Below are 14,818 nucleotides of genomic sequence, written 5' to 3' on the forward strand. Positions count from 1 at the left end.
CAGGTCAGCGCCCGATGTGCGTTCCCCCGGGCGCAGCACGGCGTCCTGCCGGGCTCCCGGGGGCGGCGGCCCACGTCATCACAGCCTCACGGTGGAGACCACGTACACCATCGGGTGCGCCGGGTTGCTGCGGTCGACGGTCACCTCCAGCCGCGGCCGCGGACCCGGCAGGTTCCGCACCAGGCCGGACCAGTTCTCCTTGTCGGTGGGCACGGCGCTCAGGGCCCGGGACGACGCGGAGGGGTGGCCGGCGCCGAGGTGCCAGCCGACCTCGGCGGCCTCCTCGCCGCTGATGGTGATCCTGCCCTCGTCGAGTTCCCCGGGGCCGGTGCCGATGCGGTCCAGGAACAGGTTCAGCCCGTTCTCGGAGGTGGTGAACTGCACATACAGCTTGCTGGTGTTCCAGCTGTTGGTCTCGTAGAAGGCGACATCGGCGGAGTGGCCGGTGATCGGCACCTCGTAGATGCGGCGGGTCACCCGGGGCGGCCACTCCGCCGTGAGGCCCCTGGCGGCCGCCCGCGCCTGCTTGTCCTGACCGCTGTCCCGGCTCTGGCCCGCCGAGATGACGATGTAGCCGGCCGGGACGCCGATGAGCAGGACGACGACGAACAGGATGAACCAGCGGCGGCGGTTGCTGGGGTGCTTCCACGACGAGTGCCGCCGGGGGCCCGGGCCCTCCCCGGGCGGGCCGTCACCGGCCGGGCCGCCGCCCGCGCCCGGAGTGCCCCCCGCGCCGGAGCCGCCGTCGTGCGCCTCCTGCCCGGTGCGCTCGCCGCGCCCGGTTCGCCGGCCGTGCCCCGTGCGCCCGTCACGCCCGTCCCCGGGCCGTTCACCGGAGCCGGGACCGCCCCCGACGGCGCCGGCCTGCCCCCCGGGCCCGCCGAACCCCGGGCTGCCGCCGGTTCCCTCCTCGCCCGCGCCCGCACGGGCGCGGGGCCCGATCTCCTCCGTGGTCATGCCCGGCCTCCCCGTACCACCTGTGCGTACCGTTCGTAACGCTCCTGCCGCTCCACCCGGCGCCGGTTGGCGCGGCGGAAGCGGCGGGCCACCAGCCGCGCCAGGTCCGCGGCCCCCACCAGACCGGCCTCGTTGCCGAGCTGTGCCTTGCTGATCGTCGCCTCCGGGCGGTAACCGCGCCCGGTGAGCTGGCGGCGGAAGGCGTCGCGGGCGGGGCCGATCAGCAGGTCGTCGGCCGCGCTCACCCCGCCGCCGACGACGAAGCAGGCCGGGTCCAGGGCCGCCGCCAGATTGGCGATGCCGACGCCCAGCCACTGGCCGATGTCCTGGAGCAGCTCGACGCACATGGCGTCGCCCTCGCGGGCCAGCTCGGTGATGAGGGGCCCGGTGATCTCGGCGATGTTGCCGCCGACCCGGTCGATGATGTTGTACGCCACCGGGGAGTCGGCGACGGCCAGCTCGCGGGCCTCCCGGACCAGGGCGTTCCCCGAGCTGTACTGCTCCCAGCAGCCCCGGTTGCCGCAGGGGCAGCGGTGCCCGCCGGGCACCACCTGCATATGGCCGAACTCCCCCGCGACCCCGTACGCGCCCCGTTTGACCTGGCCCTCCTCCAGGATGGCGCCGCCGATCCCGGTCCCCAGGGTGATCATGACGAGGTGGTCCGTGCCGCGCCCGGCGCCGAAGCGCCACTCGCCCCAGGCAGCGGTGTTGGCGTCGTTGTCGATCATGACGGGGACGGCGAGCCGGGCGGTCAGGGCGTCCCGGATGGGCTCGTTCCGCCAGGCCAGGTGAGGGGCGAAGAGCACCCGGGAGCGGTCGGCGTCGACCCAGCCGGCCGCGCCGATGCCCACGGCGTGGACGTCGTGCCGGTCCGAGAGGTCCAGGACCAGCTCGACGATGGTGTTCTCGACGACCTTGGGGCTCTTGGACTTGTCCGGTGTCTCGGTGCGGATCTTCTCCAGGATGTTGCCGTCCGCGTCCACGACCCCGGCGGCGACCTTGGTCCCGCCGATGTCGATGCCGACGGTGGGGACGCGCGGCGCGGTGAGGTGCGAGCGCCGCTCGCGCGTCCCCACGGTCCGCAGGACGGTGGCCCGGGCCGGTCCCCGGTGGGTCAGCTCGCGGTAGGTGCTCATCGGCTCACAAGGTCGTCGGGGGTGGTCGCGGGCCCGGTCCGCGGACGGCACGGGCGCCGCCGGTCGGCGATGGTCGGTCGCCCGAGGGACGATTGTGCCTCAGACGGGGCGGACGGTGCACAGTGGTGGACATCCGGGCAGGGACCGGGGCCGCCGGGACGGCGCCGGCCCGTCACGCCGCCCCGCCCCGCCCCGTCACGCCGTGGCGGGGCCGGGCCGCCCGGGCGGCGTCAGGTCCGGTGCCGCGCCGCGTTCCAGTTCGTGGCTGAGCTGCTCCAGCTCCGAGCCGCCCGCCATCTGCCGGGTGAGTTCGTCCAGCCCGATGGCGTCCCGGGGGTGGCTGCCGGCCATCGCGCCCCGCTTGAGCAGGACGAACCGGTCACCGACGAGGTACGCGTGGTGCGGGTTGTGGGTGATCAGGACGACACCGAGACCGGTGTCCCGGGCGGCCGCGACGTACTTGAGCACCACCCCGGACTGCTTGACGCCGAGGGCGGCCGTGGGCTCGTCCAGGACGAGGACCTTGGCTCCGAAGTGGATGGCGCGGGCGATGGCCACGCACTGCCGCTCGCCCCCGGAGAGGGTCCCGATGGGCTGGTCGACGTCGCGCAGGTCGATCCCCATGCGCAGCAGCTCGCGGCGCGTGGTCGCACGCATCGTGGCGACGTCGAGCCGCTTGAACGGGCCCCTGCCGACGGTCGGCTCCGAGCCGAGGAAGAAATTGCGCCAGACCGGCATCAGCGGGACCACCGCCAGGTCCTGGTAGACCGTGGCGATCCCCAGGTCGAGGGCCTCCCGGGGGGAGGACAGCCGGCGTTCCGCGCCGTCGACCGCGAAGGTTCCGCCGTCGTGCCGGTGCAGCCCTGAAATGATCTTGATCAGGGTCGATTTGCCCGCCCCGTTGTCGCCCAGAACGCAGGTGATCTCCCCCGCGTGCACCTCCAGGCTGACATCCTGCAGGGCCCGGATGCTGCCGTAGAACTTGCTGACGCCGCGCAGGGCGACGAGAGGTGCGCCGGCCGCGGCCCGCGCCTCCTTCGGGCCGTCACCCGCCTCCCGGCCACTGCCGGCCGTGCCGGTTGTGCCGGTCGTGCCGGCGGTGTCGGCCGTGCCGGTCGTGTCCGTCATTTGCTCGCCTCCGCCCGCTTGCGGACCCATGCGTTGAGGAGCGTGGCCAGCAGCAGCATCGCCCCGAGGAAGAACTTGAACCAGTCGGCCTCCCACTGCGCGTACACGATGCCCCTGCTGGTCATGCCGAAGATCAGCGCACCGATCGCCGAACCGATCGCCGAGCCGTAGCCGCCGGTCATCAGGCAGCCGCCGATGACGGCGGCGATGATGTAGAGGAACTCGTTGCCGACGCCCTCGCCGGACTGCACCGCGTCATAGCGGAACAGCAGATGCTGCCCGGAGACCCAGGCGGCGAAGGCCACTCCCATGTAGAGGCCGATCTTCGTGCGGTTGACGGGGACGCCGACCGCCCGGGCCGCGTCCGCGCCGCCGCCCGCCGCGAAGATCCAGTTGCCGGCGCGGGTGCGCAGCAGGATCCAGGTGGCCAGCGCGACCAGGGCGAGCCACCACAGGACGGTGGCCTCCAGCCGCACACCGCCCAGCCGGAGGTGCGAGGCGAAGAGGGCGCGGGCCGACGCGAAGCCCTCCATGTCGCCGATGGTGTCGGTGGAGACCCCGCCGCTGATCAGCTTGGTGAAGCCGAGGTTCAGGCCGGTCAGCATGAGGAAGGTGCCGAGCGTGATGATGAAGCTCGGCAGCTTCGTCCGCACCAGCATCACGCCGTTGAAGAAGCCGATGGCCAGGGTCGTCAGGAGGGACACCCCGACGCCCACCCAGACGTTCGCCGACAACTGGTAGCTGAGCATTGAGGAGACCAGCGCGGAGGACGTCACCATGACGCCCGTCGACAGGTCGAACTCGCCGCCGATCATCAGCAGCGCCACCGGGACGGCCATGATGCCGATGGCCGACGAGGCGTAGAGCACGGTGCCCAGGCCGGCGGGGGTCAGGAAGCTGTCGGCCGCGAACGCGAAGAACACGAGGACCGCGACCGCGCCGACCACGGCACCGAGCTCGGGCCGGCCGAGCAGCCTGCGCGGCAGGGACCGGCGCGCCAGGCGCTCGTCGGCCTTCGCCGGGGGTGGGGACGCGGGAGGCGCGGCCGTGGCCGGCGCGCTCACCGCGTCTTCCGCTCGATGTACGACCTGAGCTTGCCGGCGTCCTTCCGGTGGATGATCTGCGGTCCGGTGAGCACGGGCTTGCCGCCCCCGAGGACGTCGGCGTTGTACCGGTACAGCCAGAGCAGGTCCACGGCCTGGTAGCCCTGGAGGTAGGGCTGCTGGTCGACGGCGAAGCCGAGTTCCTTCTTCTCCAGACCGCTCAGGACCGCGGGGTTGAGGTCGAAGGTGTTGATCTCCGCTTCGCTGCCGGCGCTCTCCTTGGCCTTCACGGCCGTGGCGGCGAAGGGCGCTCCGAGGGTGAGGACGGTGTCCAAGGACCGGTCGGACTGGAGCTCGGCCTCGATGGCGGACTGCACCTCGGGCATGTTGGTGCCCTCGACGTAGAGGTTCTCCATCGTGCCGTCGAAGGTGGCGCGGGCGCCGTCGCAGCGCTCCTCGTGGCCGACGTTGCCCTGCTCGTGCAGGACGCAGATGGCCTTCTTCTTCCCGCGCTTGTTGAGCTCCTCGCCGACGGCCTCGCCGGCGATGGTCTCGTCCTGGCCGATGTGGGTGAGGGCGCCGAACTTCGCGGAGTCGGCCGAGCCGGAGTTCACGGTGATGACGGGGATGCCCGCCTTGACGGCCTTGGCGACCACGTCCTTCATGGCCTGCGGCTTGGCGAGGGTGACGATGAGCCCGTCGACCTTCTGGTCGATCATGGACTGGACGAGTTCGGCCTGCTGCTGGCCCTCGTCATGACGCGCGTAGAGGAACCTGACGTTGTCCTTGGCCGCGGCCTTCTCGGCGCCCGTCTTCACGATGTCCCAGAAGGTGTCGCCGTCACCGGAGTGGGTCACCATGGCGAAGGTCCACCGCGGGGTACCCGCCGCGGACCGCCCCCCGGCCTCGTCCCCGGACCGCTCCTCGGCCTGCTTGCCGCCCGTGCTGCTGCACCCCGCCAGGGTCGTGCCGAGCACGGCCGCCAGCACCGCACCCGCTATCCGTACGCCTCTGTGAGCCCTTGCCACGGTGTCATACCTCTCTCGCTGTCCGTATCCGGCGGTACGCGGCCACCGGCTGCGGCGCCCACCGCTCCCGGCCCGTCCCGGTGCTGCCCGTCCGGCGGGCCGGTCAAGTATCCGTCACCGCCGGCCGCGCCGTCCCCCGCAGGTCCTTCCCCGGGTCCGGCGGACCCAGCCGGAAGCCGGGGACACGGTTCGGCCACAGCCCAACGGACCGGGTGACAGGCGGAGTTGCCCCGGAGGACTGAGGGAGTTGTAGCGGCGCGGGCACACGGCGTCAAGACTTTGTCCGTACATGGTGGGAGAGCGGCTCGGAGCGGCTCGGAGCGGCTCGGAGCGGCTCGGAGCGGCTCGGAGCGGCTCGGAGCGGCTCGGAGCGACTCAGGGCCGTGCGAGCAGCTGGAACTCGAAGGAGTAGCGGGAGGCCCGGTAGACGTGGGAGCCGAACTCGACCGCCCGCCCCGTGTCGTCGTAGGTCGTCCGCTCCACCGTCAGCAGCGGGGACCCCGCCGGCTCGGTCAGCTCCGCGCCCTCGGCCGCGGTCGCGGCGCGGGCGCCCACGCACTGGCGGGCACTGTGCAGGGTGATCCCCGCCTCACGCATCAGCCGGTACAGGCCCGTGGACTCCAGCCGGTCGGTGCTGAGTTCCAGCAGGCCCGGCGGCAGGTGGTTGCGGAGCCGGGCCACGGGTTCGCCGTGCGCCATCCGCAGCCGTTCGACGAGGCGCACGTCCGCCCCCTCGGGAACCCCGAGCGCCGCGGCGACCGCGGCACCCGCCGGTTCGACGGTGTTGCGCAGCACCCGGGTGGCGGGGCGCCGGCCCGCCGCCTCCAGGTCGTCGTAGAGGCTGCTCAGTTCGGGCGGGCGCCTGACCTTGCTGTGGACCACCTGGGTGCCGACCCCGCGGCGGCGCACCAGCAGCCCCTTGTCCACCAGCGACTGGATCGCCTGCCGGACGGTGGGGCGGGACAGGCCGAGCCGCGCGGCCAGCTCGATCTCGTTGCCGAGCAGGCTGCCGGGGGCGAGGCCGCCCTGTTCGATCGCCGCCTCCAGCTGCCGGGCGAGCTGGAAGTAGAGCGGTACGGGACTGCCGCGGTCGACGCCGAGCCGGAGGGAGGACGCCGCCCCGGCCCGTTCCCCGGCGCGCCCCCCGGCCCGCCCTGTGTCACGCTTCACCACGAGGGGGAGGGTAGCCCTCCAGGCCGGGCCGGGGACAGCGATCCGGTCAGATTGTCCGGACAATATGGCTCGCCCGCTCCGCCGGGAGCCGTTGCCGTGGGCGACACGGGGATCGCGGGCTCCACGGTGCGTCCCCGACGTTTCCCGGACGTCCTGGACGTCCCGGACGTCATGCTCCGCCGTGCCGCGGGCGGCCCTCAGCCGAGCCGCACGGGCAGCCGGCGGAGACCGCGGATCAGCAGTCCCGGAACCCAGGGAAGGTCCGAGGCGGGCAGATCCGGGTCGAGGTCGAGTGCCAGGCCCGGGAAGCGTTCGAGCAGCCCGCGGAGCGCGATCTGCCCCTCCATCCGGGCCAGCGGCGCGCCGAGGCAGTAGTGGATGCCGTGCCCGAAGGCGAGATGCCCGCCCGCCCGGCGGCCGGGGTCGAACCGGTCCGCGTCCGGGAAGTGGGCCGGGTCGCGGTCCGCCGAGGCGAGGGAGACGATGACCACCTCGCCGGCGGGGACGGTCACCCCGCCGACCTCGACCGGCTCCCGGGCGAAGCGGAAGGTGGCGTTCTTCACCGGCCCGTCCCAGCGGAGCGTCTCCTCCACCGCCTGCTCGGTCAGCGAGAGGTCGGCCCGCAACTCGGCGAGGCGGTCGGGGTGGCGGAGCAGCGCGTGCACAGCGTTCGTGATCAGGTTGACGGTCGTCTCGTGGCCGGCGACGAGCAGCAGGAACGCCATGCCGACGAGTTCGTCCCGGGACAGCCGGTCACCGTCCTCGTCGGTGGTGCGGATCAGACCGCTGAGGAGGTCGTCCCCCGGGTGGCGCCGCTTCTCCCCGATCAGCCCGGCGAGGTACTCGGCCATGGCGTGCACCGCGGCGTTCTCCGCGCTGGGGCTGGTCCGGGAGACCAGTTCGTTGCTCCAGGCGCGGAACGCCGCACGGTCGAGAGCCGGCACTCCGAGCAGTTCGCAGATGACCGACATGGGCAGCGGGAAGGCCAGCGCCTCGACGAGGTCCACCCGCCCGCCCGGCGCGGCCGTCATCGCGTCGAGCAGTTCGCCGGTGATCTCCTCCACCCGCGGGCGCAGGGACTCCACCCGGCGCATCGTGAACTCGCGTGCGACGAGCCGGCGCAGCCGCGTGTGGTCCGGCGGGTCGGACCCCAGCATGTTGGCGTTGATCGGGGAGTCGGTGAACTCCATGCCCGGCGCGTGACTCCGGTTCTTGCTGAACCTCGGGTCGGCCAGCGCGGCACGGGCCTCGTCATGGCCGACGATCAGCCAGGCCGTGCTCCGCTCGTCGAGACGCACCTTGTGGGCCGCGCCCCGGGCCCGGAGCTCCGCGTAGACGGAGTAGGGGTCCGCGGTGAAGCGGTCGCCGCAGGCGGTGAGATCGACGACCGGGGCATCCGGCGGGCCCGCCGCGCCCGGCGTCACGGGCGCCTCCGGCCTCTCCGGCGTCTCCGGTGCGTCCGCCCGCGGGTGGTGCGGCCCGGGCCCGGACGCTCCCCCGCGTACTGGTTCCGCTAACCGCGTATCGGTCTGCTCCGCCATCTGCCGCTCCTCTGGGTGCTGTTCGTCCGGCCGCGGTCCCGGCCGGCTGTCCGTGACCGCCTCTGCGGCGTGGTCCCGTTCGTGCCCCGGCCGCGTTCGCACGACCACGTGACGTGACCGTGCCCGCGCGCGTGCCCGCGTCCACACCCGGACGCGGGGCCGCCGTGGGCCCGGGTACCGGAAGCCTACGGGCCGCACCGCCGGCCGGGCGTCGGCCCGGCGGGGGAGCGTGCGTCCACCGGTCCTCCCCCGGCAGTACGGCCGGTACGGCGGGTGCGGTAGGAGGGCGGGCCCCGGCACACGGCGGGGCCGTCGCGGGCGGCCCGTCCGGGGACGGCCGGGGCCGGTGGGCCGCCCCGGTGGTGCCCCCGGGCCGGAACTGCGACGCTGGCTCCATGAACGGACACCGGCCCGGGACCCGGCGGCTCCTCACCTGCGCCGTTCCCGTCGCGGCGGGAGCCGTCCACGGCGCCGTCGTACGACCGCGGCTGCTGAACTGGGGCGCGACCCCCGAGGAGGCCGCCCGCCCCTGCCCCGGGGACGAACTCGTCCCCGATCCCGACGGCTCGTCGACCATGGCCACGACCCTGCCGGCACCGCCCGCGGAGGTCTGGCCCTGGCTGGTGCAGATGGGCTGTGACCGCGGCGGCTGGTACAGCTGGGACCGGCTGGACAACGGCGGGCGGCCGAGCGCGGAACGCATCGTCCCCGAGTGGCAGCGCCTGGAGGAGGGGCAGCGCCTGGCCTCGGTGCCGAGCGGCCGCTCCTGGTTCACCGTCGCGGTGCTGGTGCCGGAGAGGACGCTGGTCCTGCGCGCCCAGCTGGAGCTGCCGTCCGGACGCCCCTTCGACGCCCGGTACGAACCGCTGCCCGCTGTGTACGTCGACGCCGTGTGGGGGTTCCACCTCAGCCCGGCGCCCGGTGACCGGACCCGGATGGTGGTCCGCACGCGCGGCCGCGGCCGCCCGCGGGCGCTCTTCCGCGTCATGGACGTGCTGTACAACGAGCCGGCCCATCTCATCATGCAGACCCGCCAGTTCCGGAATCTGCGCAGCCGCACCGGCGGGGCGGCCTGAGGACGCGCCGGCCGGCTGCCCCGGGCGCCGGGCCCCGCCGTGCGGGTCCCGCCGTGCGGGTCCCGCCCTGCCGGTCCCGCACCATCCCGCCCCGGCATCCGCCCGCCGGAGGGGAGGGGAGGACGAGACGGCGGCGGGCGGGCCGCGGCGGGCCGGAGTCCCTCCGGATGCGGCAGCCGCCCGTGGGGGAGGGCGGCCGCCGCCACGTGGGGGGCGCCATGGGGGGATCCGCGCATCCCCAGCCTGACGCGCGTAGAGAGCGCCCTCAAGCACACCCGGCAGATGTTCGCACGGCATTCACAGGACCCGCACGAAGATCACCTCACGGTCCCTTCCGCGAGCGGCCGCCGCCGACCGCCCGCCGACCGCCCGTTCGCACCACCCGCCGACCACCCGCCGACCACCCGCCGGGATGCCGTCCCGCGGCAGCCGCGGCCGCTCACGGAAGGCTCCGTGAGACGGCCCGGTAGGCTGCTGGCACCGGTCCGCCGCCCCTTCTCACCGCTGTAACGACCCGTAACGGCGACCGGCCCCACCGCCCGAAAGGATGCGACGTGCCGCCGTCCAGCGACAGGACCACCGCAGCCGCCAGGCCAGCCAACGGCTCCAGTGGCGTGCAGTCCCTCGAACGGGCCTTTGACCTGCTCGAACGGATGGCGGACGCGGGCGGCGCCGTGGGGCTCAGCGAACTCTCCAGCAGCAGCGGTCTGCCCCTTCCCACCATCCACCGGCTGATGCGGACCCTGGTGGCCTGCGGCTACGTCCGCCAGCAGCCGAACCGCCGCTACGCCCTCGGCCCCCGGCTCATCCGGCTCGGCGAGAGCTCGGCCCGCCTGCTCGGCACCTGGGCGCGCCCGCATCTCGCCCGGCTCGTGGAAGAGACCGGGGAGACGGCGAACATGGCACTGCTCGACGGCGACGAGGTGGTCTACGTCGCCCAGGTGCCCTCCCGGCACTCGATGCGGATGTTCACGGAGGTCGGCCGCCGCGTGCTGCCGCACTCCACGGGAGTGGGCAAGGCCCTGCTGGCGCACCTGCCGGCCGACGAGGTGCGCGCGCTGCTGGCCCGCACGGGCATGCCCGCCGCCACGGAGAAGACCATCACCAGGCCGGATGCCTTCCTCACCGCCCTGGAGGAGGTACGGGCCTCCGGCTACGCCATGGACGACAACGAGCAGGAGATCGGGGTCCGCTGCCTCGCCGTCTCCGTACCGGACTCGCCGACCGCGGCGGCCATCTCGGTCTCCGGGCCCGCGGGCCGGCTCACCGAGGAGGCCACCGGGAGGATCGTGCCGCTGCTGCGCGAGGTCGCGGCCGAACTGTCGGAGACACTCACCGGGACCGGGACTCCCGCGTAGCGGCCCGCGCGGTCCGGCCCCACGCCCGCGGGGCCGCTACACCGCCCGGTCGCCCGTTCTCTGCTCCGGCCCGCCGCCGAACAGTTCGACCGCCTGGCGTACCCGTGCGAGCGCGGGCGCCAGCGCGCTCACCGAGCCCACGGCTCCCACGACCAGGAGCAGAGAGCGCCGCATCCGGGTGATGTCGGGCAGCCCGGCGCCCACCATGGCGGAGAGGGCGGCGAGTTCGTCCTCGGCTATGGCCCTGTCCCGCAGGTCGGCCGGATGAGCGGCCAGCTCGCGACGGAGCCGCGACACCGCGGTGCGCAGCACCTCGGCCCGCGGATCCGGGCCGCCGCTCCCGGCCGCGGGCCGGCGGCCCTGACCGCCCGCCTTGGTCCCTGCCTTCGCGACGACGGCCGTCCGCGCCCCGCAGTCCGTCCGATCACTTCGCAACGCGCTTCCCCTCGCTCCTCGACATGGCACTACGGGCCCCATCGGCCCCGGCCCCTCGGGTAAGTCGCACCGGGCTGCGGACAGTTAACGCCACGCTCCGCTGCGAGCGCTACACGGAGGGCGAAAATCAGCCGTACGATTCCGTCCGTACCGGACAACCGGACCGGCGGCCGGCAGCGGCACGGCCGCCCTCCGGCCGCCGGTGCGGTATGCAGGGGGCATGACGGAGCCGACAGGGACAGCGTCCGGGACGGAACCGGCCGGGGCCCCGGCGGACCGCCCCGGGCCCCGGGTCGCCGGTCTGCTGCTGGCGGCCGGCGGTGGCCGGCGGCTGGGCGGCCGGCCCAAGGCCCTTCTGCCCCACCGGGGGCGGCCGCTCGTCGAGTACGCGGCCCGCGCTCTCCGTGACGGCGGATGCGAGCCGGTGCACGTGGTGCTGGGCGCGGCGGAGGAAGAGGTGCGGGCCCGCGCGGAGCTCCCCGGCTGCGTACTGGTCGGCAATCCGCGCTGGGAGGAGGGCATGGGCTCCTCGCTGCGCACGGGGCTGACCTCTCTCCCGGCGCCCACGGCCCCTCCCGGGCTCCGCCCGCGCCCCGTCCCCGCGGAGCCCGGCGCGCGCGGCACCGGCCCGCACGAGGTGGCGCGCGCGGCGGCGCACGAGGTGACGGCGGTGATCGTCGCCCTGGTGGACCAGCCCCGGGTGGGGGCGGAGGCGGTGGCACGGGTACGCGCCGCCTGCCGTTCCCGGACGAGCCTGGCCGCTGCCGCGTACGGCGGCCGGCGCGGGCATCCGGTGCTGCTCGGCGCCGCCCACTGGGCCGCCGTCGCCGGCCGGGCGGCGGGCGACCGGGGCGCCCGCACCTATCTGGCGGAGCACCGTGCCGCCCTGGATCTGGTCGACTGCTCCGGCATCGCGGCACCCGACGACATCGACACCCTCGACGACCTGCGCCTCCTGGACGGCGACGGGTGACGCCGTCGCAACCGGGAACGGCGGCCGGGAGATCACCCCGGCCCTCCCCGGGGCCCCGCCCCGCCACGCCCCCCGCTTCCAGCCGCTCCGGATCCCACCCGGCGTTGAACTTCCACGATGAGAAAACTAGTCTCCATTCATCAGAAGTACCCCCTGGCCCCGCCCCCGAAGGAGCGACCGCCATGCCCGCACCGGTGCCGTCCGCGCCGACCGTCGTCAACGCCCAGCCGGTGGAACGGCAGGAGGAGGTCCTGACCGCGGAGGCACTCGCCTTCCTCGGCGAACTCCACCACCGGTTCACCCGGCGCCGCGACGAACTCCTCGCCCTCCGCACGGAGCGGCGCGCGGACATCGCCCGCACCGGCACCCTGGACTTCCTCCCCGCCACCTCCGGCATCCGCGAGGCGGACTGGCGGGTCGCCCCGGCCCCCGCCGCGCTCAACGACCGCCGGGTGGAGATCACCGGCCCCACCGACCGCAAGATGACCGTCAACGCCCTCAACTCCGGCGCCAGGGTCTGGCTCGCCGACTTCGAGGACGCCACCGCCCCCACCTGGGAGAACGTGCTCCTCGGCCAGCTCAATCTGATCGACGCCCACGAGCGCCGCATCGACTTCACCGACCCCCGCGGCAAGACGTACGCGCTGCGCCCCGCCGGGGAACTGGCCACCGTCGTCACCCGCCCCCGCGGCTGGCACCTGGACGAGCGCCACCTCCGCGGCGAGGACGGCCGCGCCGTCCCCGGCGCTCTCGTCGACTTCGGCCTGTACTTCTTCCACAACGCCCGGCGCCTCATCGATCTCGGCAAGGGGCCGTACTTCTACCTCCCCAAGCTGGAGTCGCACCTGGAGGCCCGGCTCTGGAACGACGTGTTCGTCTTCGCCCAGGACCGGCTGGGCATCCCGCAGGGCACCGTCCGCGCCACCGTCCTCATCGAGACGATCACCGCCGCGTACGAGATGGAGGAGATCCTCTACGAGCTGCGCGACCACGCCTCCGGACTCAACGCCGGCCGCTGGGACTACCTCTTCTCCATCGTCAAGAACTTCCGTGACGGCGGAGCGCGGTTCGTTCTCCCGGACCGCAACGCGATCACCATGACCGCTCCGTTCATGCGCGCCTACACCGAACTGCTGGTCCGCACCTGCCACAAGCGCGGCGCGCACGCCATCGGCGGCATGGCGGCCTTCATCCCTTCCCGCCGCGACCCGGAGATCAACAAGGCGGCCCTGGAAAAGGTGAAGGCGGACAAGGACCGGGAGGCGAACGACGGGTTCGACGGCTCCTGGGTCGCCCACCCCGACCTGGTGCCCGTGGCCCGGGAGTCCTTCGACGCCGTGCTCGGCGACCGGCCCCACCAGAAGGACCGCCTCCGCGAAGACGTCCGCGTCTCGGCCTCCGATCTTCTCGCCGTCGACTCCCTGACGGCCAGGCCCACCTACGACGGCCTGGTCAACGCCGTCCGGGTCGGCATCCGCTACATCGAGTCCTGGCTGCGCGGCACCGGCGCCGTCGCCATCTTCAACCTCATGGAGGACGCCGCCACCGCCGAGATCTCCCGCTCCCAGATCTGGCAGTGGGTCGACGCCGGAGTGGAGTTCGAGAACGGCGAGAAGGCCACGGCCGAACTGGTCCGCCGCATCGCCGCCGCCGAACTGGAGGCGCTCCGCGCGGAACTGGGTGAGGAGGCCTTCGCCGCGGGCGCGTGGCAGCGCGCCCACGACCTGCTGCTCCGCGTCTCCCTGGACGAGCGGTACGAGGACTTCCTCACCGTGCCCGCCTACGAACTGCTGGACTGAGCCGCCGCCACCCGCCCGGCCCGGGCCCGGCCCGTCCGCCCCCACCCGGGACGGGCCCGGGCCGGGCAGCACCGTTCCCGCTCCCGCCCCTTGTGAGGCCCGTATGAAGAGCGCCCTGCCGCCGCCCCGTGACCTCGGTGATCTGCCGTACGCGGACTACCTGGAGCCGTTCGGCGGGCTGCTGCGGCCGGAAGCCGTCCACGACACCCTGCACTTCGACGACAGCTCCTTCGAGGACGCCGACAGCGGCAGCGCCCGGTTCACCGAGTGCGCCTTCTCCTCGGTCACCTTCACCGGCGGCCGTCTCCGGCGAGCACGCTTCAACGACGTGTGGCTGCACACCGCACGCCTGGTGGGCACGGACCTGGCCGAGACGGACTGGCTGGACGCCGAGATCGTCTCGGGCTCGCTCGCCGGACTGGAGATGTTCGGCGCCGAACTGCGCCGCGTCACCTTCCACCAGTGCAAGTTCGACTCCGTCAACTTCCGCACCGCCACCCTGCGGGACGTCGCCTTCCGGGACTGCCTGCTGCGCGATGTCGACTTCGGCGGCGCGTCCCTGACCGATACGGCGTTCCCCGGTTCCGACCTGGACGGGGTGCGGTTCGAGAAGGCCCGGCTGGAGCGGACGGACCTGCGCGGAGCCGTCCGGCTCGGCATCACGGCCGGCTACGGCTCCCTGGGCGGGGCCCTCATCGACACCGCCCAACTCCTGACCATCGCACCGATGCTGGCGCAGACCCTCGGCATCACGGTCCGGGACCATCCCTGACTCGGCCACACGGAGCACCGCGCCCGCCCACGTAGGCCCTGCAGACACGTGGGCCAGCTGAACGGGAAGGCCGCCACCCGGCCACCACCGGCGGCTCCGGGTGTGCACCGAGGAGCCGGCAGCGGGTTCGCGCTACTCAACGCACGTGCCCAGGCTCTCGGCGAGAGGTCGGTCTGCCCCCCTCCTGGCAGGGATCACCGCCTGGCAGGGATCACCGCCTGGCAGGGATCACCGCCTGGCAGGGATCACCGCCTGGCAGGGATCACTGTCCCGGCGCCGGGTGGGCGGCGCGGTGGTGGTGGCGGGTGGGTTGCGGGCTGCCGGGTGGTTGTCGTGGTGGGGGTTACGGCATCCGGGTCGGGGTTGGGCGGGGGTCGGTCGTCTATCCGGTGTCGTGCG

General features: G+C 73.9%; 13 protein-coding genes. 5 read left to right on the forward strand and 8 right to left on the reverse strand.

Annotated features, from left to right (window positions below; genetic code table 11):
- Positions 1-78: 78 nt before the first annotated feature.
- The 7 genes from KBZ10_RS29840 to KBZ10_RS26125 all read right to left on the reverse strand — a co-directional run bounded on the left by KBZ10_RS29840 (position 79) and on the right by KBZ10_RS26125 (position 7,889).
- A complete protein-coding gene (locus tag KBZ10_RS29840; RefSeq protein WP_247703008.1) occupies positions 79-957 on the reverse strand; it encodes a hypothetical protein in 879 nt (292 codons plus the stop codon).
- Positions 954-2,093, reverse strand: coding sequence for an ROK family glucokinase (locus KBZ10_RS26100; RefSeq protein WP_210990190.1), 1,140 nt, complete (start codon positions 2,091-2,093; stop codon positions 954-956). The genes KBZ10_RS29840 and KBZ10_RS26100 overlap by 4 nt, the downstream gene beginning before the upstream one ends.
- A gap of 195 nt (positions 2,094-2,288) precedes the next feature.
- Entirely contained in the window at positions 2,289-3,221 is a 933-nt protein-coding gene (locus KBZ10_RS26105; protein ID WP_247703009.1) for an ATP-binding cassette domain-containing protein, read from the reverse strand.
- Positions 3,218-4,285, reverse strand: a complete 1,068-nt coding sequence (locus tag KBZ10_RS26110) for an ABC transporter permease (protein WP_210990192.1) — start codon at positions 4,283-4,285, stop codon at positions 3,218-3,220. The genes KBZ10_RS26105 and KBZ10_RS26110 overlap by 4 nt, the downstream gene beginning before the upstream one ends.
- Positions 4,282-5,292, reverse strand: coding sequence for a sugar ABC transporter substrate-binding protein (locus KBZ10_RS26115; protein ID WP_210990193.1), 1,011 nt, complete (start codon positions 5,290-5,292; stop codon positions 4,282-4,284). Before KBZ10_RS26115 ends, KBZ10_RS26110 begins: the two co-directional genes overlap by 4 nt.
- A 375-nt stretch (positions 5,293-5,667) precedes the next feature.
- Positions 5,668-6,465, reverse strand: coding sequence for a GntR family transcriptional regulator (locus KBZ10_RS26120; RefSeq protein WP_307847606.1), 798 nt, complete (start codon positions 6,463-6,465; stop codon positions 5,668-5,670).
- A 197-nt stretch (positions 6,466-6,662) separates the two neighbouring features.
- Positions 6,663-7,889, reverse strand: coding sequence for a cytochrome P450 (locus KBZ10_RS26125; RefSeq protein WP_307847607.1), 1,227 nt, complete (start codon positions 7,887-7,889; stop codon positions 6,663-6,665).
- Positions 7,890-8,401: 512 nt separating this feature from the next.
- Here KBZ10_RS26125 and KBZ10_RS26130 point away from each other — a divergent pair.
- Positions 8,402-9,082, forward strand: a complete 681-nt coding sequence (locus KBZ10_RS26130) for a hypothetical protein (protein WP_210990195.1) — start codon at positions 8,402-8,404, stop codon at positions 9,080-9,082.
- Between the two features lie 554 nt (positions 9,083-9,636).
- Positions 9,637-10,440 (forward strand): IclR family transcriptional regulator, encoded by an 804-nt coding sequence (locus KBZ10_RS26135; protein ID WP_210990196.1) that lies wholly within the window; start codon positions 9,637-9,639, stop codon positions 10,438-10,440.
- A 36-nt stretch (positions 10,441-10,476) separates the two neighbouring features.
- On the opposite strand, the gene KBZ10_RS26140 is transcribed toward KBZ10_RS26135, so the two are convergent.
- Positions 10,477-10,875 carry a DUF5955 family protein gene (locus tag KBZ10_RS26140; protein ID WP_282107888.1) on the reverse strand — a complete coding sequence of 133 codons (399 nt, stop codon included), beginning with the start codon at positions 10,873-10,875 and terminating at the stop codon, positions 10,477-10,479.
- Between the two features lie 220 nt (positions 10,876-11,095).
- Between KBZ10_RS26140 and KBZ10_RS26145 the strand changes: the two genes are divergently transcribed.
- The 3 genes from KBZ10_RS26145 (at position 11,096) to KBZ10_RS26155 (ending at position 14,419) form a co-directional block, all read left to right on the forward strand.
- Positions 11,096-11,848: an NTP transferase domain-containing protein gene (locus tag KBZ10_RS26145; RefSeq protein ID WP_210990197.1), complete on the forward strand. Its 753-nt coding sequence runs from the start codon at positions 11,096-11,098 to the stop codon at positions 11,846-11,848.
- A 182-nt stretch (positions 11,849-12,030) separates the two neighbouring features.
- On the forward strand, positions 12,031-13,647 hold the full coding sequence (gene aceB / locus KBZ10_RS26150; protein ID WP_210990198.1) for a malate synthase A: 1,617 nt from the start codon (positions 12,031-12,033) through the stop codon (positions 13,645-13,647).
- Positions 13,648-13,750: 103 nt separating this feature from the next.
- Positions 13,751-14,419 (forward strand): pentapeptide repeat-containing protein, encoded by a 669-nt coding sequence (locus tag KBZ10_RS26155; protein ID WP_210990199.1) that lies wholly within the window; start codon positions 13,751-13,753, stop codon positions 14,417-14,419.
- The last annotated feature ends 399 nt before the right edge of the window (positions 14,420-14,818 follow it).

Origin of the sequence: Streptomyces sp. F63, from assembly GCF_018070345.1 — a bacterium.
Taxonomy (GTDB): Bacteria; Actinomycetota; Actinomycetes; order Streptomycetales; family Streptomycetaceae; genus Streptomyces.